Source organism: Chryseobacterium sp., assembly GCF_019236175.1.
In the GTDB taxonomy this organism is placed as follows: Bacteria; Bacteroidota; Bacteroidia; order Flavobacteriales; family Weeksellaceae; genus Chryseobacterium.
This window is the reverse complement of sequence record NZ_JAFAJM010000024.1, coordinates 293,910-319,162: the sequence shown is the minus strand read 5'-3', so window position 1 is coordinate 319,162 and position 25,253 is coordinate 293,910. Positions and strand designations below refer to the sequence as shown.

General features: G+C 36.7%; 20 protein-coding genes. 8 read left to right on the top strand and 12 right to left on the bottom strand.

Going from position 1 to position 25,253, the window contains the following annotated elements:
* Positions 1-30 precede the first annotated feature (30 nt).
* Positions 31-1,614 (bottom strand): histidine kinase, encoded by a 1,584-nt coding sequence (locus JO178_RS21375; protein ID WP_291940358.1) that lies wholly within the window; start codon positions 1,612-1,614, stop codon positions 31-33.
* A 240-nt stretch (positions 1,615-1,854) separates the two neighbouring features.
* Between JO178_RS21375 and JO178_RS21370 the strand changes: the two genes are divergently transcribed.
* The 3 genes from JO178_RS21370 to JO178_RS21360 are packed head-to-tail and all read left to right on the top strand — an operon-like array spanning position 1,855 to position 3,885.
* Positions 1,855-3,030, top strand: coding sequence for a thioredoxin fold domain-containing protein (locus JO178_RS21370; RefSeq protein ID WP_291940356.1), 1,176 nt, complete (start codon positions 1,855-1,857; stop codon positions 3,028-3,030).
* Positions 3,031-3,047: 17 nt separating this feature from the next.
* Positions 3,048-3,674 (top strand): DUF3575 domain-containing protein, encoded by a 627-nt coding sequence (locus tag JO178_RS21365; RefSeq protein WP_291940355.1) that lies wholly within the window; start codon positions 3,048-3,050, stop codon positions 3,672-3,674.
* A 4-nt stretch (positions 3,675-3,678) separates the two neighbouring features.
* Complete coding sequence (locus JO178_RS21360) at positions 3,679-3,885, top strand: hypothetical protein (RefSeq protein ID WP_291940353.1); 207 nt, start codon at positions 3,679-3,681, stop codon at positions 3,883-3,885.
* Here the strand turns inward: JO178_RS21360 and JO178_RS21355 are convergent.
* The gene (locus JO178_RS21355) at positions 3,882-5,078 is read right to left on the bottom strand and encodes a DUF1343 domain-containing protein (RefSeq protein WP_291940351.1); all 1,197 of its coding nucleotides are present in this window, start codon (positions 5,076-5,078) and stop codon (positions 3,882-3,884) included. The genes JO178_RS21360 and JO178_RS21355 overlap by 4 nt on opposite strands.
* 4 nt (positions 5,079-5,082) lie before the next feature.
* Between JO178_RS21355 and JO178_RS21350 the strand changes: the two genes are divergently transcribed.
* On the top strand, positions 5,083-6,312 hold the full coding sequence (locus JO178_RS21350) for an FtsX-like permease family protein (RefSeq protein WP_291940349.1): 1,230 nt from the start codon (positions 5,083-5,085) through the stop codon (positions 6,310-6,312).
* 120 nt (positions 6,313-6,432) lie between these two features.
* Positions 6,433-7,416, top strand: coding sequence for a pyridoxal-phosphate dependent enzyme (locus tag JO178_RS21345; RefSeq protein WP_291940346.1), 984 nt, complete (start codon positions 6,433-6,435; stop codon positions 7,414-7,416).
* Between the two features lie 51 nt (positions 7,417-7,467).
* On the opposite strand, the gene JO178_RS21340 is transcribed toward JO178_RS21345, so the two are convergent.
* Genes JO178_RS21340 through JO178_RS21330 form a run of 3 tightly spaced genes read right to left on the bottom strand, consistent with a single transcriptional unit; the run spans position 7,468 to position 9,251 of the window.
* Positions 7,468-7,998 carry a hypothetical protein gene (locus JO178_RS21340; protein WP_291940344.1) on the bottom strand — a complete coding sequence of 177 codons (531 nt, stop codon included), beginning with the start codon at positions 7,996-7,998 and terminating at the stop codon, positions 7,468-7,470.
* 35 nt (positions 7,999-8,033) lie between these two features.
* Entirely contained in the window at positions 8,034-8,336 is a 303-nt protein-coding gene (locus tag JO178_RS21335) for a chaperone modulator CbpM (protein ID WP_291940342.1), read from the bottom strand.
* Between the two features lie 3 nt (positions 8,337-8,339).
* On the bottom strand, positions 8,340-9,251 hold the full coding sequence (locus tag JO178_RS21330; protein WP_291940340.1) for a J domain-containing protein: 912 nt from the start codon (positions 9,249-9,251) through the stop codon (positions 8,340-8,342).
* 93 nt (positions 9,252-9,344) lie between these two features.
* On the opposite strand from JO178_RS21330, the gene JO178_RS21325 reads away from it, so the two are divergent.
* Both JO178_RS21325 and JO178_RS21320 read left to right on the top strand, forming a co-directional pair.
* Positions 9,345-10,544, top strand: a complete 1,200-nt coding sequence (locus JO178_RS21325) for a dicarboxylate/amino acid:cation symporter (RefSeq protein WP_291940338.1) — start codon at positions 9,345-9,347, stop codon at positions 10,542-10,544.
* A 358-nt stretch (positions 10,545-10,902) separates the two neighbouring features.
* Complete coding sequence (locus tag JO178_RS21320; RefSeq protein ID WP_291940336.1) at positions 10,903-11,064, top strand: hypothetical protein; 162 nt, start codon at positions 10,903-10,905, stop codon at positions 11,062-11,064.
* Positions 11,065-11,087: 23 nt separating this feature from the next.
* Here JO178_RS21320 and JO178_RS21315 read toward each other — a convergent pair whose 3' ends face one another.
* The 3 genes from JO178_RS21315 to JO178_RS21305 form a co-directional block, all read right to left on the bottom strand.
* Complete coding sequence (locus JO178_RS21315) at positions 11,088-11,471, bottom strand: DUF779 domain-containing protein (protein ID WP_291940334.1); 384 nt, start codon at positions 11,469-11,471, stop codon at positions 11,088-11,090.
* Positions 11,472-11,550: 79 nt separating this feature from the next.
* Positions 11,551-12,585 carry an alcohol dehydrogenase AdhP gene (gene adhP / locus JO178_RS21310; RefSeq protein ID WP_291940332.1) on the bottom strand — a complete coding sequence of 345 codons (1,035 nt, stop codon included), beginning with the start codon at positions 12,583-12,585 and terminating at the stop codon, positions 11,551-11,553.
* 208 nt (positions 12,586-12,793) lie between these two features.
* A complete protein-coding gene (locus JO178_RS21305) occupies positions 12,794-14,323 on the bottom strand; it encodes an aldehyde dehydrogenase family protein (RefSeq protein ID WP_291940329.1) in 1,530 nt (509 codons plus the stop codon).
* A gap of 179 nt (positions 14,324-14,502) precedes the next feature.
* Between JO178_RS21305 and JO178_RS21300 the strand changes: the two genes are divergently transcribed.
* Positions 14,503-15,429 carry a helix-turn-helix domain-containing protein gene (locus JO178_RS21300; RefSeq protein ID WP_291940327.1) on the top strand — a complete coding sequence of 309 codons (927 nt, stop codon included), beginning with the start codon at positions 14,503-14,505 and terminating at the stop codon, positions 15,427-15,429.
* A 157-nt stretch (positions 15,430-15,586) separates the two neighbouring features.
* On the opposite strand, the gene JO178_RS21295 is transcribed toward JO178_RS21300, so the two are convergent.
* The 4 genes from JO178_RS21295 to JO178_RS21280 form a co-directional block, all read right to left on the bottom strand.
* Positions 15,587-16,984, bottom strand: a complete 1,398-nt coding sequence (locus tag JO178_RS21295; RefSeq protein ID WP_291940325.1) for a RagB/SusD family nutrient uptake outer membrane protein — start codon at positions 16,982-16,984, stop codon at positions 15,587-15,589.
* 22 nt (positions 16,985-17,006) lie between these two features.
* Positions 17,007-19,931, bottom strand: a complete 2,925-nt coding sequence (locus JO178_RS21290; RefSeq protein ID WP_291940323.1) for a SusC/RagA family TonB-linked outer membrane protein — start codon at positions 19,929-19,931, stop codon at positions 17,007-17,009.
* A gap of 687 nt (positions 19,932-20,618) precedes the next feature.
* Positions 20,619-22,055 carry a RagB/SusD family nutrient uptake outer membrane protein gene (locus JO178_RS21285; RefSeq protein ID WP_291940321.1) on the bottom strand — a complete coding sequence of 479 codons (1,437 nt, stop codon included), beginning with the start codon at positions 22,053-22,055 and terminating at the stop codon, positions 20,619-20,621.
* An 18-nt stretch (positions 22,056-22,073) separates the two neighbouring features.
* Entirely contained in the window at positions 22,074-24,947 is a 2,874-nt protein-coding gene (locus tag JO178_RS21280; protein WP_291940319.1) for a SusC/RagA family TonB-linked outer membrane protein, read from the bottom strand.
* Positions 24,948-25,253: the final 306 nt, after the last annotated feature.

Here is a 25,253-nt window from a genome sequence, read left to right as displayed (position 1 = left end):
AATTTTTCGGGAGTGAATGGATTTTTATTTTCACTTCATTAATGGTAAAAAACATATGAAATATTCACCATTTACGGAAATATTAACAAAATCATTCTTAAAATAACCATAAACTTGATTCAAATAGTCAATTCCAAACTTCTCTCCCTGTACAGCCTCTGTTTTAGGTTGCCAGGTATTCTTTACGATAATCCCGTTTTCTTCAACTGTAATAACAATCTCTAAAGGCTGATCTATTGTGGCAATATTATGTTTGATTGCATTCTCTGTAACAATCTGAAGTGATAAATAAGGAATTCTTTTTTCTAAACTCTCTTCATGAGTAATTATCAATTCAAACCTCAGCTCTTCATCAAATCTGCTTTTCAAAAGCTCCATATATTGCCGGATAAAATTGATCTCCTGTGAAACAGGCACAATATTTTCCTTTGGAGGTACAATAAGATACCTGTAGATCTTTGAAAGATTCATGGTGAATTTTTGTGCATTCTCCTTATTAATCCCGATCAGCATATAAAGTGAATTGAGCGAATTGAAAAGAAAGTGCGGATTGATATTGTTTTTAAGCTGCTGCAGCTGATTGATCACTTCTGCTTTGTGCATCTTTTCATTCTCAATAAGCAAAAGATTTTTCTCAGACTGTATTTTTTCCTTTTCCTGATAGGCTATATTAGTAGACCTGTGAAATAAAATAAACACAGTGACGATAAGAAATAAGGCCGCCAGAAAGATATATACCGTATAGGTTCTGGTTTTGTTGACGCTTTCATCAATAAGGAAATTAACGGAATTCACCACCGCATATCCTTCAAAATTATCAGTTTTCAGGGGTTTTATAAACCTTGTCACTTCAACATTAAGATATTCAGAGTTTGTATTTCTTTCGGTGTATCCCAACTCTGTTATTCTGCAGATGGTATCTGAAGGCTTGATATCTGTAAAATCAAAAATATTTTTCCCTAAATACTTCTTTTCAGGATGGGTAAGACAAATTCCTTCTTTGGTAAACACATATGCATAATTATTGGGAATCTTGTCAATATTGATAAAGTACTGGTGAAGATCATCAAGACTCACAGTAGAGCCATAATATAATGTATTCTTTTTTTTAGCTACGGCGACAGAATCATAACTTATCCAGAAAATACTGTCTTTACGGGTAATTAAAAAATCATTGAAATGCCCTTTCCCGCTATTTTTTATTTTAACAAACTTCTCCGCTTTCCCTTTATTTCTGAATACATCGGATAACATATCCGTATTGGCAGATTTTGCGGAACCGTCTTTATAATAATACCAGCTGTATGTAAGTAAATCCCTTTTCCGGTTGAGATCATTTAAAACAGAAGAATACTCCTGATAATTTTTTAACCCGTCTTTCTGAATTAAGGCACGAAGCAGGTATTGATAATCCTCAATATTTTTAAATTCCTTCTCTATCGTCTCGTATTTACGGACAAAAGTTTTACGTGCAAATTCTTCATTATTTTTCCGGCTGTCCCGGGTAATTAAAAGACTCAGAACAGCAAATGCAATCACTGCAATTAAACAGACAGATAAAGCGGCAATGTAAGCGGATTTTTGGGATAAGGTGTGTTTAAAATTAATACTCAAATCTCTCTAAAATTGTTATTTCCCTACTGATAAATTATTCGTTTGCAAAAATATAACAAAGATTTCAGGACCAATTGGTGAATTAAAATTAGATTCGGATAATTTTGAGAACTCATATGATCCTGATTAAACGGGCGCTGCTTTAAGTCTTAAAATTAGTTAATATAGCATAGTAGATCAGATAATCATCCTTTTATATTTTGAAAATTAATTATCTTCGCCTACAAATCTTATTTGAAAATGAAAAAGATCATCTCCGGGATATCTATTTTTTGTACTGTTATCATCTCCGCTCAGGAGTCTATCCAATTCCAGGACCAGTCATTAAAGGACATTATTGCTCAAGCTAAAAAGGAAAAGAAATTAGTTTTCATCGATGCTTATGCTTCCTGGTGCGGGCCATGTAAATTGATGGAAAAAAATGTTTTTACTCAAAAAAATGTGGGAGATTATTTCAATACCAATTTCGTCAATGCAAGATTTGATATGGAAAAGGGAGAAGGGAGAGATATTGCGTCCAAATATGGAGTACGTTCTTATCCTACTTATCTTTTTTTAAATGGTGACGGAGATCTCGTTTCTCAGAATACCGGTTATATGGATGCAGGAATGTTTGTAACTATGGCACAGGACATTAATGCTCCCGGCAATAAAAAAGGCTCCTTAAAGGAACGTTTTGCCAATGGAGAAAAAGATCCTGAATTTCTGATTAATGTAATGAAACTTAACTCCAGCAGTGATTACGATTTTGCGAAAAAAGCTTCTGAAAGATATTTTGAGAATAAAAAAAAGACGGAGGAGTTTTCAAAAGATGAAATAGATCTGCTGCTTTATTTTGTAAAATCAACAGAAGACAAAAACTATACAGTATTCGCTTCCAGAAAGGCGGAGATCATTAAATTTCTTCCCGAAGAGACCTATAAAGAATTTGATAACCAGCTGAGACTCTCTAAAGTAGTAGAACAGTCTATTGACGATAAAAATAAAAGAATCAATGATGAGGTTTTTATGAAAGCTGCGGAACCTCTGGTTGGAAAAGAAGCTGCAACGGCTAAACTTAATCAGACCAAACTTAGTTATTATGAGCAGAATGCCAATTTTCCCGAGTTTGAAAAAGCAGCGTTAGCCTATTACAAAAATGCTGATGCTTTTGAGCCTAATGAGCTTTTGAGAGCCGCATGGGTATTCAGCGATCATATAAAAACACCTTCATCACTGAAGAAAGCTACAGAATGGGCAGAAAAGTCTGTAATGCGCGGAGAGACATCTGAAAACACTTATATTCTGGCCAGACTTTATTTTCTGACCGGAAATAAGGAAATGGCACAGAATTATGCTGAAATGTCAAAAAATATGGCTCTCCAGAATAATAAAGATTCAAAATTGGCTGAAGATTTGCTGAGCCAAATAAAATAAAAAAATAACATGATCGGATGAAGTATAAATTATTTGCAGGTATTTTAGGTTTCCTGGCTGCAGGAACTATAAGCGCACAGGAACAGGAACAAGGGCAGGATAAAAGTTTATATCTGAAAGGCAATGCGCTCTTTGCTCCGATAGGAATTTTAAATGTAGGAGTAGAAAAACAGCTGAGTCCTAAATATACCATTCAGGGAGATGTTTTTATTTCTCCGTGGAAATCTTTTGCAGGACATAAACTACAGTTTTATTCAGCTTCTGTAGAAGGACGATATTATTTTAAAGAAGCATTTAAACACTGGTATATAGGTGCAAATTTAAGTATGGCATATTATAATGCCCAAAAATGGAATTATTGGAATGATGGTGTTTTTCTAACAGATGACGGCGATAGAGTTAAAAATTCAGATATTTACCAAAAGGGATATTCGGTTATGCTTGGAGTTACGGGTGGATATCAGTTTCAACTATCAGACCGATGGAATCTTGACATTTATGCTACAGTTGGAACTTCTCAAGGATTTTATAAGGGATATGACAGCACAACCGGCAAACGTTATGACGGAGCAGAAAAATTCAATAAAAGCGGAGAAATCATCCCTTACAGAGGGGGAGTCATGATCTCGTACAAATTAAAATAATACAATGAAACCATTCGGTAAAAATCATATTATCATTTCGGTAATCACGTTTGTAATCCTTTTTTTAATGAATTATATCGGGAACGATCTTCCTGATAAATTACAGCGGGCCCTGATGACAGCTTTTGCAGGAGTTGTGGGGTTAACTATTGGTCTTTTTATCCTTAACAAAGGTAGAAATGACAAGAATCCGCCCCAGAATTTTGATTAGTCTTCATACATAATATACTTGGTTCTGATTTTTTCAAAATTATTCAAATCATTTTTCCATGAAGCCTTAATTTCCGGAACTGATCTGCCTGCAACAATTTGTTTTCTCAGCTCATCAGTTCCGGATAATGTATCAAACCATAAATTCTTTAAGAAGAAATCCTGTTGAGGGTTTTTATAATTTTTATAGGCTTTGATCACCCATTCAAGGTTCAGTTCTCTAAGATCAGTAGGATAATCCGAAAGATTTTCACCATAGCACAGCTTCCCGTTCAGGAAGGGGTCTTTAGCTCCGAAATTAGGTTTTGGGGTAAACTGATAAGGTAAGCCTTCCGTCCATGGAGACCCGTATATCTGGAATGGAAGATCGGTTCCTCTTCCTACAGACACCTGTGTTCCTTCAAAAAAGCATAAACTCGGATATAAGTTGATGGCTTTATCGTTCGGTAAATTAGGCGAGGGCCTGTCCAGTATCGGATAACGCTGTTTTTTATGATAATTTTTCATTGGAATCAACGTATATTTTACCTGAACACCATCTTTCAGCCATTTTTCTCCATTTACCATTTTCCCGTACTCTCCTATGGTAAGCCCATAAACTACAGGAACTTCATGCATTCCTACAAAGCTGGTCCATTTTTTTCTTAATACCGGTCCGTCTGTATACCCGTCATGCGGATTAGGCCGGTCTAATACCATCACTTCAACATTATTTTCGCCTCCTGCTTCCATTAAGTAGGTTAAAGTGGAAATATAGGTATAGAACCTCACTCCTACATCCTGAATATCAAAAACAACAATATCGATTCCTTTTAACTGTTCAGGCTTTGGTTTTTTATTAGCGGCATATAAAGAAATAATAGGAATCCCTGTTTTAATATCCACTCCATTTTTCACTTTTGCTCCTGCATCAGCCTCACCTCTGAATCCATGCTCGGGGGCAAAAATAGCTTTAACATTAATATTGTTTTTTACCAGAAAATCTACCAAATGAGTTCCGTCACTCATCAGTCCCGTTTGATTAGTCACTACCCCTACCGTTTTATTTTTTAACAATGGCAAATATAATTCGGGCTGATCGGCACCGGTTTTAAAATCCGATTGAACTTGAGTCTGAGAATAATATTGATTGATTCCTCCTAAAAAAATTAGGCAAATAAGAAGTAAATTTTTAATTTTGAAATCTAAATTCATAAGCTTGAAATTTCCTTTATATTTCTCTAGAAAAATAGCATTATCCAAAGATAACAAAAATAACCTTTCAAGAGTTATTATCTTCATTGGCAGGCTTTCCGTAGCTTTAGGGATTATCGTTTCCCTGATTACCGTAGCCACCGGTTTTGGTTCCAAAAAAGCTATTAAAGAAAGACTGGCAGATTTCAGCGGTCATATTACAGTAAGATCTACCCAGTCTAATTCATCCTATAATACTTCCATACTGGATAATAACGGACTTGATATTCAGAAAATAAAAAAACTTCCCGATGTTGAAAGTATTCAAAAATATGCTATGGTTACCGGTGTCATGCGTAATGAGCATAATTTTGCAGGAATCATATTTAAAGGAATCGGGAAAGATTTTGACAGTTTACGGTTTAAGAAATTTCTTATTGCCGGAACAACTCCGAAAGTAACGGAAATAGGATTCAATAATGATGTTGCTATTTCACAAAAAGTGGCCAATGATCTTCACCTTAAAGTGAAGGACAGTATTGTTACGGTCTTTTTAAAAACCGATCAAAAACCATTGTATCGTAAATTCAGAATTATCGGAATTTACAGAACGGATATTAAAATGATCGATGATCAGTTTGTCATTGGCGGAATCAATCATGTTAGAAAAATTCAGGATATGAAACCTGATGAAATAGGCGGCCTTGATATTTTCCTGAAAAATGTAAACGATATCGACAAAGATTTTCCGGAAATAGAAAAACTGATCGGATATAAAAATTATGCTGAAAAAGCTACTGAAAAATTTCCGCAAATTACTGACTGGATCAGTATTTTTGACACTAATATCGCATTGATCATCATTATTATGCTGATTGTAGTCGTTATCAATATTATTATGGTTCTTTTAATTCTTATCATTGAAAGAACAAACTCAATTGGTCTTCTTAAAACATTAGGAGCAAGCAATTCTCAGATCAGAGCAACTTTTATCAACTATACGCTGATTATTATGATTCCTGGACTTTTATACGGAAACGCTATTGGACTGGGACTTATTCTGATCCAGAAGTTCTTTGGAGTCATCAAACTGAATCCTGAAAATTATTATGTAAGTACAGTTCCCGTAGACCTTAATCCGATTGCAATTATCTCCATTTCTGTAGGAATTCTTATTATTTCAGGTCTGGCGTTAATTATTCCAAGTTACCTGATCAGTAAAATCTCTCCGGTAAAAGCAATTAAGTATAATTAAAAATGAATAGTTGCTGATTAAAGATTCTCTTTTCGAATGGCTTTCCACTGGTCTCAGCCTTAAGATCCACTGCACAGATAATTTTAAAAGCCTTATCTTTGCACCGCATATAAAACATTTATGAAATACGCAAAAAATATCCTTGAAACTATAGGGAATACACCACTGGTAAAACTTAATAATGTATTGGGAGAAGATTTCCCTGCACTGGTTTTAGCAAAAGTAGAGACTTTCAATCCCGGAAACTCCGTAAAGGACAGAATGGCTCTTAAAATGATCGAAGATGCTGAAAAAGACGGCAGATTAAAACCCGGAGGAACTATCATTGAAGGGACTTCAGGTAATACCGGAATGGGACTGGCTCTTGCAGCGATCATCAAAGGTTACAAATGTATCTTTGTGACCAACTCTAAACAATCCAAAGAAAAATGTGACATTCTTCGTGCAGTAGGTGCTGAAGTTATTGTATGTCCTACCGATGTAAAACCTACAGACCCCCGTTCTTATTATTCAGTATCTAAAAGACTGGCTAAAGAAACAGAAAACGGATGGTATGTCAACCAATATGATAATTTATCAAACAGAGCTGCTCATTACGAATCTACAGCGCCTGAAATCTGGGAACAGACTGAAGGAAAACTGACTCACTTTGTGGTAGGTGCCGGAACAGGAGGTACCATTACAGGATGTGGAACATTCTTCAAAGAGAAAAATCCGGATATTAAAGTAATCGGGGTGGATACCTACGGTTCCATCCTTAAAGAGTTCCACGAAACCGGAGAACTTCACTATGATCACGCTTATACCTACATCACTGAAGGAATCGGGGAAGATATCATTCCTGAAAACTATGATATGTCTGTGATTGATCATTTTGAAAAAGTAACAGATAAAGACGGAGCTGTTTACGCAAGAAAATTAGCTAAAGAAGAAGGGATTTTCTGTGGTTATTCTGCGGGAAGTGCTATCGCATCTCTGGTTCAGATGAAAGATCAGTTTACTAAAGATGATGTTATTGTTGTTTTACTTCATGATCATGGTTCAAGATATGTAGGGAAAATCTACAATGACGAATGGATGAAGGAAATGGGATGGCTAGACTAAGATCTGTGATCTTCATAAAATAAAAAATCAGAGCTGCTGGCTCTGATTTTTTTATTCTTTATTAACGTTTTCTTTCATTATTTTTTTAAGGAAATTATAGTCCTTTTCGTTCATTGCTTTTTTGGGAAACATATAGCTGTATTTGCCTTCCAGCGTTATAAACTGATCATTGGAATCAAAATACTCAAAATCTTTCCACTCGCTGTTTTCTTTATTTCCGTCAATACTAACGGTAAAGAAAAGAGAATCGATTCTTATTTCGTAGACTTTACACTTTTCAAGCACATTCAGATAATGATCCACCTGTTTTTTCCATCTTGAAACTTTATTAATGCTTACTGAAAGAAAGATAGCACACAATAAAAATATAAAGCTCAGGAAATATAAAATCCCGACACTATCTTTACTCAGACTATCTTTTATAAGAAATGCTATACATAAAATAACTGCCGCAACAGTCGTGGTTATGGTTTTACTTTTAGTAGTGGGTGAGAAAAGCAGACTCCCCTGGTTACCACTAAAATAAATATCTTCAAAAGTCTTTCTGTCAGGTCTTATAATAATTACCTTTTCCTCACTCATATTTATAGTTTGCTTTAAAAAGTTACAAAGCTAAACTAAATATCTTCATATTGATCACTTATTGCAGAAAGTTTGTGCATAAGCTCTCTATTTCGCTTTTTCAGTGTATCCAGCTTTTTCAGCATATGATAAATCACTTCCAGACCAGGAAGATTAACATCCAGATCATAATGCCAGTTGGAAAATTTTTCAAGATCCGGCAGATCTTCATACATCAGATAATGGATATTATTTTCAATCTGAACATTCAGCAAACCATAATCCACAAGCTCATTAAAAAAAGTAATTTCTATATTATAAATTTTTACGAGTTCTTCCCGTGATATTCTTTCACTCATAGCTTAGGAATTTTTTAGTTGTTCAAAAAGTTCTTTCTGTTTATCGGTAAGGTTTACCGGAAGCTTTACCTCATAGGTTACAAAAAGGTCACCATGATGTCCGTCTTTTTTATACACCGGAAATCCTTTTCCTTTCAGTCTTACCGTCATTCCGTTCTGAGTTCCCGGTTTTACTTTAAGACTGACACTACCGTCTAATGTATGCACTTTAACGTCTCCTCCTAAAACAGCAGTATAGAGATCTATGGTGACTTTAGTTTTCAGGTCGTCTCCTATTCTCTCAAAATCGGGATCCACAGGAATATTGAAGGTTATATACAGATCTCCCTGAGGGCCTCCGTTAAAACCGGGATTTCCATGTCCTTTTAATTTAATTTGCTGCCCGTCATAGACCCCTGCAGGAATCGTAATTCTCACTTTTTTACCATTGATTTCAAAGGTTTGCGGATGTGTTTTGGCAGCATCTCTGAGATTCAGGGTCAGTTCTGCCTGAACATCCTGTCCTTTAAATTTTCCGGAAGCACTGCCTCTTGAGCTCTTACCAAAACCTCCTGCTCCGCCGAACATGCTTTGGAAGAAGTCTGAAAAATCTTCACCTTCTCCAAAATCAGCACCGGAGTATCCCCCGTTATAATTATTCTGCTGCTGATACTGTCTTTGCTGTTGCTGGGCTTTTTCGTATTCTTCGCCGTGTTTCCAGTGTTCTCCGTATTTATCATACTTTGCCCGGTTTTCCGGATTACTGAGGACTTCATTAGCTTCATTCAGTTCTTTAAACTGTCTTTCTGCTTCTTTGTCGTCCGGATTGAGATCAGGATGTAGTTTTCTGGCCAGTTTTCGATAGGCTTTTTTAATATCATCCTGTGTTGCGCTTTTATCTACGCCTAAAATTTTATAATAATCTATATAAGCCATAGAAACGATGTTTACCCAAATTTATGAAATTTACCTTTGAAAGGTATATAAGAAAATGTTAAAAATAAACCTATCTTTGATAAAAAGCACCGCATGAACGAGGTTTTAAAAAACTATTCAGGAATTATATTTTTACTCCTAGGAATTACCGTGGGAAGCATTATAGGCATTACAGCTCCCGGTATTGTAGACTACATTAAACCTTTAGGCGATATTTTCCTTAATCTTCTTTTCGTGAGTGTAGTTCCTCTGGTATTCTTTGCTGTTTCCAATTCGATTGCTTCCTTAGAACAACAATCGAAATTCGGGAAGATTATTTTCATCATGGCCCTCACCTTTTTATTTTTTATTTTGACAGCTGCCGTTTTTACCATTTGTGCCGTTTATCTTTTTCCTGTATCAGGAGTTTCGGGAAGTTCTGAAATGATTACCGAAACGGCCAACAGCGATACTTGGGGTGACAGAATCGTAGGTTTTTTCACAGTGGGAGAATTTACGGCACTCTTTTCAAGACAAAATATGCTGGCACTTCTTATATTTGCTTTTATGACGGGGTTTGCAGCCCGAAAGACAGGAGAAAAAGGAGAACCGTTCAGAATTTTTATTGCTTCCGGATACGAAGTGATGAAGGAGCTTCTTTTACTGATTATGAAACTGGCTCCGGTGGGTCTGGGAGCTTATTTCGCTTATCAGGTTGCCACGCTGGGACCTCAGCTTTTCGGTTTTTATGCTAAACCTTTAGGGCTATATTATATTGCCGGAATTATTTATTTTCTGGTATTCTTTTCATTATACGCCTTTATGGCTAATGGCTATAAAGGGATAAAAAGTTTCTGGACAAATGCCATTTATCCTACCCTGACTGCAATAAGTACATGCAGCAGTTTTGCGACAATGCCGGCTAATTTACAGGCGGCTTCTAAAATTGGTATTCCGAATTCTATTGCCAATCTGGTGATACCTATTGGAACAACCCTTCATAAAAACGGGTCTTCGATGTCTTCCATTATCAAAATTTATGTAGCCTTTCTCATTATAGGAAAAGATTTTTTTGATCCGTCTAATCTTTTACTGGCTTTAGGCATTACGGTTTTTGTAAGCATTGTAGCCGGAGGAATTCCCAATGGCGGATATATTGGCGAAATGCTGATGATCTCAGTATATAAACTTCCTCAGGAAGCCATTCCTGCTGTAATGATTATCGGAACACTGGTAGATCCTCTGGCAACGGTACTGAATGCAGTAGGAGATATTGTAGCTGCCATGTTTGTCAACCGGTTTGTGAAGGTCTGATCATCATTTGTAACTATTATTTTTGAAATGAATTCTTTTTTTTAAAGGTATCGGGCTCTATGACAGCTCCAGGATTGAAGTGAATATCGGTAAACCTGCACTGATTCAGTAGTTGCGGAAGATCACTTATAAAACCAACACCTCTTTTATCTCAATGGAAAAAGACACTTCAATACCGGGGAATGATAGATGAGGATTGTTTTACGATGAAAAGAAGGATGCGTTTATTTGATATAAACAGAAGTAATCCTGTTTTTCACGGAAGTATTTCAGATGAAACGGAAAGTCATCAGTCAGTCTGGAAGTACATCCGTCGGCATTCCAAATTCTTAACGGGATTTTCATTTTCTGTTTTTGTATGCTGATCGCTTTTTCCAATGCAGGAGATGATCAGGATATTTTTGTGGTTGTCATTGTAACAGCGATAGCAATACTCCGGTATTTTATTTTAAAAAGAGGCATTGCAAGAGGAAAATATGAATTCGAGAGAGAACTTATTTATATTGCTCAAAAACCCTAACCCAGAGACGGTTTATTAGTATTCTATTCGCTTCTTTTTACCGGTTCCAGATTGTTATATTCGTCGGGAGTGAAAAGTCTGTATTGAACTTTAAACGTTTTTCCCAACGGGGTTTCCAGGGAGAAACCTCCGGGGCCGAAACCATCTGTAACATCCAGTGTGAAATGCGAATATTTCCAGTATTCGAATAAATCTCTGTCTATCCAGAATTCATGTCCGTTGATTGTTCCGATCATGGCATCATTCATTCTGGGGAAGAACCCTCCTTTTTCAAAACATTGCGGCTGTGTACCTTCACAGCAACCTCCGGCCTGATAAAACATCAGGGGACCGTATTTATTTTCAAGTTCCCGGATGACTTCAAGGGCTTTTTCTGTTGCGGAAAGCCTTGCTGTTTTTTCTTCCATTTTTAATTATTTTTCATGATTTGTACAACAATAATAAAAGTCCGGCATTCCATAAGCCGGACTTCGTTATCCATCATGGCTAATTTGAGCCGGCAATATCCAGCACGATCCTGCCGTCAATCTGCCCTTTCTTCATTTTATCAAATACTTCGTTGATGTCTTCCAGTTTTGCTGAGGTTACGGTAGCTTTTACCAGTCCTTCATTGGCAAAATCCAGTGCTTCCTGCAGATCTTTGCGGGTTCCCACAATAGAGCCTCTCACGGTTATTCTTTTTAATACGGTTTCAAAGATCGGAAGTTCAAATGATCCTGGAGGAAGCCCGTTGAGTGCGATGGTTCCTTTTCTTCGCAATACATCAATTCCTTGTTTAAAAGCAATTGGAGAAACTGCGGTAATCAGTGCACCATGCATTCCGCCTACTTCTTTATGTAAATATTCTCCGGGATCCGTATTTTTGGCATTAACCACAAGATCTGCGCCTAATTTTTTCGCCAGATCGAGCTTATCATCTGCAACATCAATGGCTGCAACATGCATTCCCATTGCTTTTGCATATTGTACAGCGACATGTCCCAATCCTCCGATTCCTGAAATAGCGACCCATTCTCCGGGTTTTGTTTCTGTTTCTTTTAATCCTTTATACACGGTTACTCCTGCACATAAAATGGGAGCTATTTCCAGAAAGTTGACATCTGATTTTAAATGCCCTACATACCTGGAATCTGCAATAACATATTCTGCAAAACCGCCATCTACGCTATAGCCACCATTCTGCTGGGCTTCACATAGGGTTTCCCACCCCGTGATACAATAATCACAGCATCCACAGGCACTGTAGAGCCAGGGAACTCCTACGGCATCTCCTTCTTTTACGAAAGCTTCCGGCCCGCAGGCTACTACGATTCCTACTCCTTCATGTCCGGGGATCAGCGGCATTTTAGGTTTTGCGGGCCAGTCTCCGTCTACAGCATGTAAATCTGTATGACAAACGCCACAGGCTATTACTTTTACCAGTACTTCATATCTTCCGGGTTCTCTTACGGGCACTTCTTCAATTTTCAGGGGTTGCCCGTAGCCCTGAACTACGGCAGCTTTCATTGTTTTTGGAATCATATTGTATGTTTTGGATTGCGTTTATTTGGGGTTATTATTTTTTTCAGGACTGAAAATACCGGAAAGTCTGGTATTTTTCTGCGTGAGGGATAGTAAGGGCGGCGAGGAACGAGCCGGTGCAAAGCACCGAAACGAAGTGGAGCCCTGAATAGCCCGACCGTTTGCCCTGATTCTGATCAGGGCAAACCGGGCACGTCCTAAATAAATATTAAAAGAAGCCTAATTTATTTTTGTTGTAAGAAATCAGCATATTTTTAGTCTGGCGATAGTGATCAAGCATCATTTTATGGTTTTCTCTTCCTATTCCGGACTGCTTATATCCTCCGAAAGGGGCTCCCGCCGGATAGGAATGATATTGATTGACCCATACTCTTCCGGCCTCAATCTGACGCGGAATATTGTACAGCTGATGAGCATCTCTTGTCCATACTCCGGCTCCAAGTCCATAAATGGTATCATTGGCAATTTTCACCGCTTCTTCTTCGTCTTTAAAGGTGGTAAAAGCGAGTACAGGGCCGAAAATTTCTTCCTGGAAAATTCTCATCCTGTTGTTTCCTTTGAAAATCGTGGGCTGGATATAGAATCCTTTATCAAGATCTTCACCCAGGTTGTTAACATCACCGCCCACCAGCACTTGCGCACCTTCTTCTTTTCCGAGCTGGATGTAAGAGAGTATTTTATCTTTCTGAATCTGAGAAGCCTGAGCTCCCATCATCACGGTTTTATCCAACGGATTTCCTACTTTAATGGCTTTTACTCTTTCGATTACCCTTTCGATGAACGCATCTGCAATGCCTTCCTGTACGAGAAGCCTTGACGGACAAGTGCAGATTTCTCCCTGATTGAGGGCAAACAGTACGGCTCCTTCAATGGCTTTATCTAAAAATTCATCATCTGCATCCATCACTGAATTAAAGAAAACATTTGGTGATTTCCCACCCAGTTCGAGGGTTACAGGAATGATATTTTCTGTGGCATACTGCATCACAAGACGCCCTGTAGCGGTAGATCCGGTAAATGCGGCTTTGGCCACTTTCGGATTGGTTACAAGTGCTCTTCCCAATTCTGCTCCGAAGCCATTAACGATATTAACAACTCCTGCGGGCAGAAGATCACCGATGAGTTCCATCAGGACCATAATGGAAACCGGGGTGCTTTCTGCAGGTTTTAAAACCACAGAGTTTCCTGCTGCCAATGCGGGGGCAAGTTTCCATACAGCCATCAGAATCGGGAAGTTCCATGGGATGATCTGTGCGATCACTCCCAGCGGTTCGTGAACAATAAGAGAGACGGTGTCTTTGTCTAGTTCGTTATGGGATCCTTCTTCTGCACGGATCACTGATGCAAAATATCTGAAATGGTCAATCGCCAGTGGTAAGTCTGCCGCCAGTGTTTCTCTTACTGCTTTACCGTTGTCTACTGTTTCTACGATAGCGAGATATTCCAGATTCTGCTCTATTCTGTCTGCGATTTTATTCAGGATAATACTTCTTTCTGTAGATGAGGTATTTTTCCAGGACCGGAATGCTTTTTCAGCAGCATTCACAGCCAGTTCAAGATCTTCTTTGGAGGAATGGGCTACTTTGGTAAAATTCTTACCATCTACGGGAGAAACGACATCAAAATACTGTCCGTTCACCGGTGGTGTAAATGTACCGTCAATATAATTATCATATTTGTTTTTGAATTCAGGACGCTGTAGAAGGGTCTCTGATCTCGGTTCTGTAATCGTGCTCATATTAGTATTTTTAAAATTTTCTGTAATGCCAAATTACACGTACAGCATAGAAACCTATAGCACAATCGTATAAAAAAAGTGCAGAATACTACAGAAATTCAATTTTATAATTTTATTAACAGCAACATCGGGTCAAAATCTCTATATTTGAGTTACGTGCTCCTTAAAAATGTTTAGAAATGAATAACAATAATAAATATTTATTAGATACTCCTGAATTAACTAAGGAAAACAGATTAGTAAACATTATTGAAAATCAGACGAAATTCAATCTAAACAACTGTGAATTCAGTATATATGAGACCCACAAAACGGCTTTTGATGTAAAACTTCATTTTGAAAATATTGCATTTACCGCTATGCTCAGAGGCAAGAAACATATGAAGCTGGACAATAAAACCAATTATTTTGATTACTTCCCCGGAGAAAGCATTCTGGTAGCTCCCGGAGAAACCATGGTAATTAATTTTCCTGAGGCCGACGAAACTCCTACTCAGTGTATTTCTTTAAGCTTAAACCCTGATTTTATTGAAGACTCTCTCAATCACCTGAACTACCATCTTCCCAAAGTGGATGAAACTTCACAGTGGAATATCCAGCTGGACGAATATTTCCTTTTCAACAATCAGGCATTAGCTTCTGCTACCAATAACATTATGAGAATTGCTATGGATGATAATTCCCAGAAAGACATCATGGCTGATTTTGCTCTCAAAGAACTTTTAATCCGCCTGATGCAAACGCAGGCGAGAAGCATGGTAGAAAAAAATGTGGTAAAGAATAAATCCAGAATAGGTTTTGTAGTAGATTATATCAAAAAAAATCTTCATCAGAAGCTTTCTATTGACAGTATAGCCAGACTGGCGTATGTCAGCAAATCCAATTTCTTTAAAATGTTCAGGGATGAGCTGGGAACTTCTCCTAATGAATTTATTCTTCAGGAAAGAATCAACCGAGCTAAAGAGCTGCTGGCAGATCAGAACAGTATAAAAGAAACTGCCTATCAGACCGGATTTTCCGATACCAATTACTTCACAAGGGTCTTCAAGCAACTGGAAGGCACTACTCCTAAAAGTTATCAGAATAAGATCATTATTTCTGAATAGACTTACTTCCCCATATCTGATCATATAGTGTCTTCAGTTTTCCTGTTATCTTTAAAGATATCAGGAATAAGATGATGCTCAAAAACGAAACACTCTATCCAAATAAAAAAGGCTGCCTTTTAAAAAGACAGCCTCTTCTGGGTTAAATTAAAATTTGTTAATTATCATAACCAGGGTTTGATACTACCAAAGTCCCTGCTACGTTAGTTTCTGATTGCGGAATAGGGAATGTTAATTTCTTATCCGGAATCGTTTTGTTTTGTGCTGCATCGGCAACACCGGATGTATTATAATAAGGAATTGTTTGTCCCCATCTTAATAAATCCCAATATCTGAATCCTTCTCCTACCAATTCCTTGATTCTTTCAGTTTTCACCATATTCAAGGTAACTGCTGCTGCAGGAGTCTGGCTTCTAGCCTGGATCAGGGTATTGTAATAAGTAAGTGCATTGGCAGCAGAACCTCCGTTCAGTTCAGCTTCTGCAGCATTTAGCAATACTTCTTCATATCTTACCATTTTAATATTTCCGGCTCCTGTAATATCAGGGAACTTTCCATTTAAATATCTCGACGTTAATAATTTCAGTCTCGGGTCATTGCTGCTGTATAAGCTTACCACACTTGGCAATACTCTGATATTCTGATATCCGCCACTATTCACAAGGTTAGAATAACTATCAAATGAAAGCGCTGAAGCGGTACCTACTGCAATTTCAAAAACACTATTTGAATTGGCATTAGAAGCAAATGATTTTAAAAGATCTCCGGACTGGATTACAGAATAACTTCCTGAAGCGATTACGTCTCCAGCATACTGTCTCACTTTAGCATAATCTCCTTTATAAAGATAATATCTTGACATTAATGCCTTAACACTGTATGGGTTAAGATATACCGGAGAACCGTTATTTTCTTCAGTATCATCATTCATATAAAGGATAGCATTAGCAAAGTCACTCTCAATCTGAGCCTGTGTTTCTGCAATACTAGCTCTCTTCATTTTGGCATTAGGGTCGTACACCAAAGGCAATACGATTCCCAGACTGCCTCCTGAATACTGCTGACCGTATAATCTTAGCAAGTCAAAGAAAGCCTGAGCTCTCACTGCATATGCCTGACCTTTAATATATCTGGTCATATCTTTAATAACTGCCGGATCTGAGCTTTCTCCCCAAGTTAAACCTGTATCAGGGGTATTGATAACTACATTGGCATTGGCAACAGTTAAGTAAATATCTCTCCAGGTAGCGGTTACATCACCATCCAAAGATGTGAAAGAATACGTTCCCCAGGCTACGTTACGTCCTGAAGCTCCTGTAGTATATGCTTCGTCTGTGTGAACTTCAGCATAGGCAAGGAAGTTTCTTCCATAATAATTGATAGACCTCATTTTAGCAAATGTTCCATTGATAAAAGAAGTTAATTCTTCAATACTTCCAATAGGAGCAGCTTGTTTTTCCTGGTAAAAAGTTGTCTCTACGAAGTCATTACTACAAGAAGTAGTGACAAGTGCCAAAGACAGGGCTAATATACTAGCTGAAAATAGTTTTTTCATTTTTTTTGATTTAAAATTTACATTAGAAAGTTAAGTTAACACCTAAACTGTACGTTTTCAATGCCGGTAAATCCAAGTTGGATGTTCCCCCTAAAGCGGTAGATGTTCCTCCTAACTGAAGATCCGGATCGTACTGAAGATGCTTATCTGATAAGCTTGTCCAGATATTATTTCCTAATAAATAGATTTCTACGTTATTCAAACCTGTACCTCTTAAAAGATCTCCTTTAAAGTTGTATGCTACTTTTAAAGTTCTTAATCTCCAGTAATCACCTTTGTATAGGAATCTTGAAGATGCTGAGTTAGCTCTTGTAGTTCCTGTTCCTCTGTTTCCACCTTCGATAGGTTTTGGATTCAGAGCGTTAGGGTTGTTAGGGGTCCAGTAATCTAACTGTGCTCCGTATCCAGGATAGTTGGAAGTATATTGTCCGTCACTGAATAGGTAGTTTGCCCAAGAATCATAGATTTTGTTTCCAAATCCAAAACTCATCTGTGCATCTATTGTAAATCCTTTGTAAGCTAACTGTGTATTAGCTCCACCGAAGAACTTAGGCATTCTGGTTCCCTGAACAGCTCTTTGCGCCTGGTTGTAATCTGAAGTAGTAGCTCCGTCTACTCCGTTGATATACCATAGCGGGTTACCGTTAGAAGGATCCACTCCTGCCCATTTTCTCATATAGAAAGAGTTCACTGCCTCTCCTACTCTTAAGATATTCGTTCCTGAAATTACATCAGATCCTCCGTAAAGGCTTGTAATCTCATTCTTGTTAAATGTTCCGTTTACGCCTAATTTCCAGCTGAATCCGTCAGGATTATTGATGATATTAGCATTGATTGTTAATTCAAATCCTTTGTTCACCATATCTCCAACGTTCTCGATTCTTGCACTTGAAACGGTACCTCCCCCAGGAGATGTTTCAGATAAACCTCCCTGAGAAGGAGAAAGTGGTACAAACGTCGCTAAAGATTTTGTCTTTTTGTTGTAGTACGCTGCGCTGATCGTTAAATTATTATTCCATAATCCTACATCCAATCCAACGTTAAACGGATTTACTTTTTCCCAGCTTAAGTTTGGATTATCAACATTGATAATAGATGCTCCTGCATTATCATCATAGTTGGTTGTATATCTGTAAAGCGTATATGGAGTCATATAGTTAGGCAGCTGGTTTCCTACCTGACCGTATGAAATGATAAACTTCATTTGAGAAATAGTCTTAGAAGATTTCAATACATCTAATCTTGCTAAATCTACTCCTGCTCCAACTGACCAGAAAGTACCTGCTTTTTGTCCAGGCCAGAAGTTAGATAACTTATCTCTTCTTAAGGAAGCATCTAACAATAATAACTTATCATAGTCATAGTGAGCTGTTAAAGCATATCCCGCTCTCGAGTTTTTATATCTGTTTCCAATTGTTGCAATTGGAGTTACAAAACTGTCTAATGTTCTCAAGAAAGGAGCACCTACAGTACTTGCCCCCCCTCCGATTGTTCTTTGCTGGCTGGAATACGCTTCCTGGATTGCACTGGCATTGAAGTTATGCTTATCTCCGAAAGTTGTGTTATAGGATAAGATATTCTGTACGTTGAAGTTGAAATATCTTGTATCATAAGAGTACAATCTTCCTTTGTAGTTGTATCCGTCACCATGTAGAGGAGAGTTATAAGAATCTTCCTCGATGTTGATGTATTCAGGTGCAAAAACGAATCTGTATGTTAGATTGTTTAAGATTTTATATTCAGCCTGAAGGTTAGCAAAAGCTCTTGCTGTTTTTGCTTTCTGATAGTTTACAGTCTGTAGGAATGCAGAGTTGAATAGTCCATTGGAAAGACTTCCCTGCTCTCCCAGGTTGTAGCTTCCGTCCGGGTTATATACCGGATCGATAGGATAGTTGAACAGGTAAGCAATCATCGGGTTTGAGAATGCTCCCCCTGTATTCAGCGTACTGATCTCTGAATAAGACAACTGGATATCCGTTGAAAGGGTAAATTTATCCGTTGCTTTATACTCGATACGGTTGGTATTGGAAACTCTTTTGAAGTATGAGTTTCTCACAATACTGTTCTGATCATAGTATCCTAATGAAGAGTAGTAAGACATTTTATCATTTCCTCCGGCAATGGAACCGTTAAAAGTCTGGAAATGTCCACCTCCTTTATTCTGGATTGCGTTTAACCAGTCTGTATCCTGATCCTGAGAATAGATATATTGGTATAGACCACCAAAATTACCATTAAGAGCTAAGCTTGGTACCATTGCTGCGGTTAATCCCGGATTGGCAGCTACTCTTGATGGGTTATTGGCCAGCTGAACCGCCATTAAATCTTTCCATTCCTGCGTACTTAGTCCTTTTGGCATTTTAATTGCCGTATACGCAACACCTTGTTCAAAGCTTAAATTGAACCTAGGTTTTCCTTTAGTCCCTTTTTTGGTTGTAATAATAACAACCCCTGCCCCTGCATCAGCTCCATAGATCGCTGTAGATACAGCATCTTTTAAGATGGTAACACTTTCAAAGTCTGAGCTATTTAAGTTAGCAAGGATATTCGCTGTTGTAGAGTTTTGAGTCAAATCTCCCTGGTTAATTCTAACTCCGTCCATGATGATGATCGGGTTATTATTACCGTTGATTGAGCTCACCCCTCTTACACGAATAGAGGCAAATCCTCCAGGCTGTCCTGATGCTGCTCCTGTTTGAACACCAGCAATTGTTCCTGCTAAGGCTCTTTCAATTGAGGCAGATGAAGAACTCTGGGCTAATGTTTTTCCTGAAACAGTTCCTACTGCTCCCGTAAGTTCCTTTACTGTCTTTTTTTGACCAAACCCTACCATTACTACTTCGTCAATCTGAGTAGTTGCAGTGTCCTTTTTGGCCTTTTGTGCATAGGAAACCTGTCCTAAAAAAAACAGTGCTCCTGCACTTAATACACGTAATTTCACATTCATATTAACAGATTTTAATATTTTCAATAAGCAAATATGTTAATAAATATTAATATTCTCAATTTTAAAAAACAAATCGGTTAATAAATTAAATTTAAAATAAAAACATAAAAAATGTAAAAAATACACCTAAAACACTTTTTTTAACAAAAATATACATAGTAAAATCGCCAAATAAAATTTTTTATCGAAAAAACAGCCCGGTTAAAAAAACAGCATTCATTAATTAAATAATTAATTTTAACGAAAAATATTAACCATTAAATCAAATATGATTTAAAATATTAATTAAAATCAACATGTTATATTTCAATCAAAATAGTAAATGCGATAAAAATTCTACATATTTTACCTAAAAATACTTAATAAAACCATAAAAAACATCATTCACTAGAAAAATCCTCAAGCCTTTCAAAAAAAATAATTTCACATCTGAAAACGTGATAATTATAAAAAAACCCAGTATTGAAAGGGGTTTCAGACATTTTAAACAATAATTAAGAATTTAATAAAATTAAGACTTAAAAAATTATAAAAAATATCAACCTATCGCATTTTGAAAATTATCCCTTCTTTTTAATAAAAACGGATTATATATTTTTAATCACGCTTCCCGAAATACCGAAACATAAGCCCATAAAAAAAGCTGCCTAAAAGGCAGCCTCTGAAACAATTATAAAACTCTATTTCTTAATAACCAGGATATTGAGATAACAATGTATTAGTATTTAGTTCAGTTTGAGATACCGGAAAGGCTTTAAACTGGACCATAGATGGGGTAAGCTCTACCTGAGTTTGAGGGTTTTTAAAGCCTAACCCATTTCTTTTTAAATCACTATATCTGAAACCCTCCAAAAACATTTCAAGATTCTTCTGTATTAAAATTTCCTTTAATAAATCTATCCCTGTGCCCACATAAGCATAATCAGTATCTCTGTTTGCTTTCATCCAAGCATTTAACTTGAATAAAGCATCCGCAGGATTGGTATAATATAAAGCCTCTAACTGATTAAATACGGCTTCTGTTTTTCTTATTACAACAATATCTCTATCTGTTACAGTATACTTCATCACATCTATAGGTTTAGGATCATCATTCAGCGTTTGAACGTAGCCTGTATTTCTATACCAAGTACCTCTTCTTACATCTTTTGGTCCCAGTTTACTAAAGAATGCCTGAGTAGCAAAATTTTGTTTATACCTTCCTACTGATGACCATGTAGCCGTAATACCATCATTGTCTCCCGGTAAATCCAGTGCATTATAATCTATCTGGAAAATAATTTCATTATTATTTTCTCCTCCTACAGAAAAAAAATCTGCAACACCTGAAGAAGGTAATAAAGTATAGGCTGTATTGTCAAGAACTTTCTGAGCATAGGTATTAGCCTGGGCATAGTTTTTAATGGCCAAGTAATATCTTGAGAATAACATATCTATTGCCGCTGCATTAAACTTTTTATTGCCGTTACCTGTCCCAATTCTGGTGCTTGCACTTGTTAAATCAGTAAATATCTGATCATAGACCTGTTTCACACTGGATCGTGGAAGATTTGTTCCCGGTTTAAACTTTAAAGGCATAGGAACTCCAACGTCAGGATTTGAGCTATTCAGGTTGTCACTAAATAATGTTACCAATGTAAAATAAGCCATAGCTCTTACCGCGTAAGCCTGACCAAATTGATTCTCCGGCGTACCCGGCGTATTCGGATCATCAGTAATTTTTCCTTCATAGTTAAGTACAAAGTTAGCATTACCAATAATTCTATATAAAGTTCTCCATACTGTTGCTATATCATCACTGTTCTGGGTATAAAAAGTAAGATTGGGATCTTTTGTTGCAGAAAATCTGTTAGAGTGTATTAATACTACGAAAGCATTATCTCCAAGTAATTCCTGCAAAGTAGGAATCAGAGCTCCATAAGAATTAAGGGATTCACTAGATTGATCATAATATGTCTGATATAATCCATATAATCCATTTACAGCCGTATTTAATACCTTCTCATTGGTAATTGCCTGATCCAAAGGAAGCGTAACCGGCGGCAACTCTTCTGAAAATTCACTTTTACAAGAACTTACCGCAAGTCCTGTTAATATTATTAATAAGATTTTTATTTTTTCCATTTTTTTAAATTTAAATTATTAGAAATCAACCTGAATACCGAAAATAAACTGTCTCATATTGAGTTGAGTCATATCAAAAACGCCTAAGTTCGACACCGTGTACTTAAAGGCTCTTGAATTAGCCTCCGGATCAAAACGTAACTTGTTATCGAACGCATACGTATACAAATTAACACCTCTTACGTAAGCGTAGATTCCTTTAACGCCGGAGATATTAAGCTCAGAACCTTTAAATGTATACCCTAATTCAACATTTCTTAACCGGATATTATCACCTTTATATAAATATCTTGTTGAATTTGCATTGGAAGATCTGTTACCTTCATATATTTGTTTAGGTCTTGAGGCATTAGGATTAGAAGGACTCCAGGAATCGTACAAAGATTCCGGTGTTGTATTCACCGTCGGATATTTCCCATCTGACTCATATATGAATCCCCAACTGTCCCATACAGAGTACTCCCCCTGATAAGTTATCATAAATGACAGTTTTGCACCTTTATAAGTAAATTCATTGATTAGACTGGCGATGTGCGTAGGTAAAGCTTTCTGACCGGTAAATGATAATTGTGCTTTATTCATATCATTTGTAGTCGCAGTTCTTGATGCGTCCGTATACCACAACGGATCCCCATTTGAAGGGTCTACCCCTGCCCATAATCTTGTATAATACTCAGTTGGGTTATGGCCAGGAAAAAATGCTTTCAATCCGTCAATAACAGTAGGAGTAGAGTCTCCTTTTATATATGTTACCTTGGAATTATTATAAGAATAATTCACTTTGATATCCCAAGTAATTGACTCTGAACTTTTTCTGTAGCCTAATAAAGCTTCAAAACCATTAGACTTTACCTCCGACTGATTTCTGATGATTGAACTAAATCCTGTAGAAGGAGAAATTGGCACATTATACACCTGATCAGGGTTAATATTAGAATATACATCAAAAGTACCATAAATACTTCCTATTGTTCCTAATGAGAAATCTAATCCAATATTTCTTTTTTTAGATTTTTCCCATAATAATCCATCAGGTGCGCCCGGGGTTAAGATATATCCTGCATTGGTCTGAAGATAATTTCCAACTAAAGTATATTGTGGATATTTAGCATATGGAGATACCGCCTGATTACCATTTTCTCCATAACTTGCTCTAAGTTTCAATGAATTAATATAAGACGGTAAGAAATTCATTTTTCCTAAATCAAAGCTAACTCCTACCCCAAAAAAATTCCCTGCTTTTGTATATCCTGAATAAGAATCTCTTCTTGCAGACCCAGTAATGGTTGCAAACTTATTATAAGTATATGAGGCTCTTGCAATATAGCCTACAAGCGTCCATGCCTCAGTGCTACCTGTTGCTCCGGTAACATTAGCTGCAGCATCGGCATATTTAATTCTCGTACCTGCTGGAAATCCTCTTTTTGAAAATGTGTTATATTCTGATGTTCTCTTTGTAGATTCTATCCCTAGCGATGCGGAAATATCATGTATTCCAGCAAATGTCTTGTTAAAGTTTAAAAAGTTATACCAGTTCCAAGTAAAAAAATTCCTTATACTCTTATAATAATATCCATTACCATTTGCATTAGAAGGTTCATATCCGTCTCCAAAATCCGGATTCCAATAAGTAAATTCATCTCCTGAAGTATTATCAATACCAAAATTGGAATTAAAAGTTAAATAAGGAAAAATTTTGTAATCAACATTTATAGAGGTCAATATTTTATCAAATGCTCCCTTGGTTACATTAGTCCCTGTTAATGCAAGTGGATTAAACTGAGGGCTTAAATAAATCAGGTTTAGGTTATAATTTCCATCACTCAAATAAGGATTTTGCGTAGGAGAAAGAAGAGTTCCTGAGAAAACAGGGTTCGAAAAAGATGAAGCATCAGATGGTCCGGCCTGTATCGTTCTTGACAAGTTTGTTGAAAAAGTAATATTTAATCTATCTGTAGCTTTCCAGTTTGCTTTAATTGCTCCTGTATACCTGTCAAAAATTGCATCATATGATAATCCTTCCTGTTTTAAATATCCTAATGAGGCATATAAAGTAAAATCTTTAAAGCCTCCGGAATAACTTAAATTATATCGATTCATTATCGGAGAATTTCTTCTTGTTAATTTTCTCCAATCAGTGTCTGTCACTCCATCCCACTCCAAAATATCAGATTTAGCATAGGCAATAGCACTATTAAGATTAACAAAACCCTTTATAGGATCTGTATTGGGGTACCTATTATACAATGCCTGACCTAAATAGTTTACATTTTCTTGAGCATTTAATAAATTTAGTTTATCAAAAGCAACATTTGATGTCCCTATCTCACTGACAAACTGCAAGCTGGATTTACCTTTCCTACCTGACTTTGTCGTAATTAAAATCACTCCATTAGCTCCCCTTGACCCATAAATAGCAGTTGCAACACCATCTTTCAACACCTGAACATCCTGGATATCAGCAGGGTTGATTAATGACAAAGCATTTTGAGTTGTTAATGCTCCGGAAATATCACCTGACTGAACCGGAACTCCATCAATAATATATAATGGGTCATTTCCAGATGTCAATGAAGATATTCCTCGAATCAATGTAATGGTTGATGCTCCTGGCTGCCCTGAGTTGGCATTTGACATTAATCCCGCTACAGTGCCCTGCAAAATATTATCAACGGAAACAGCAGATGGTTTATCAAGTATACTTCCCGATACTTTAACAAGAGAACCTGTAGATTGCTCAGGAGTTATTTTAATTCCATAAGCCCCGGTAATGAATACCTCATCAATCTTATTCTCTTTAGAAATAGTATCGTTCTTAATTTTTTGTGCATAGGAAGCCCGCCCTATAAAGAACAGCACTCCGGCACTTAATACCCGTAATTTCACATTCATATTTAACATATTTTAATATTCAATGACAAATATGTTAATAAGAACAAAAAATAGCAAAACACAAAAGACTGAAAAACAATGAGTTAAAAAGTATTAATTTCAATTATATCATCCTATTTCATTACATCAACTGGTATTTTTACAAAAAGAGTTTAAAAAATTCAAAACAACAGCACATTAACAAAATATTAACAAGCATTAAAAATTCCTTCATCTTACACTGATTTCATACAATCAATAAAAAAAAATAACACAATCAACCTTTCTGATAAAAAAAACAAACATTCACTTTATATAATCTCAATA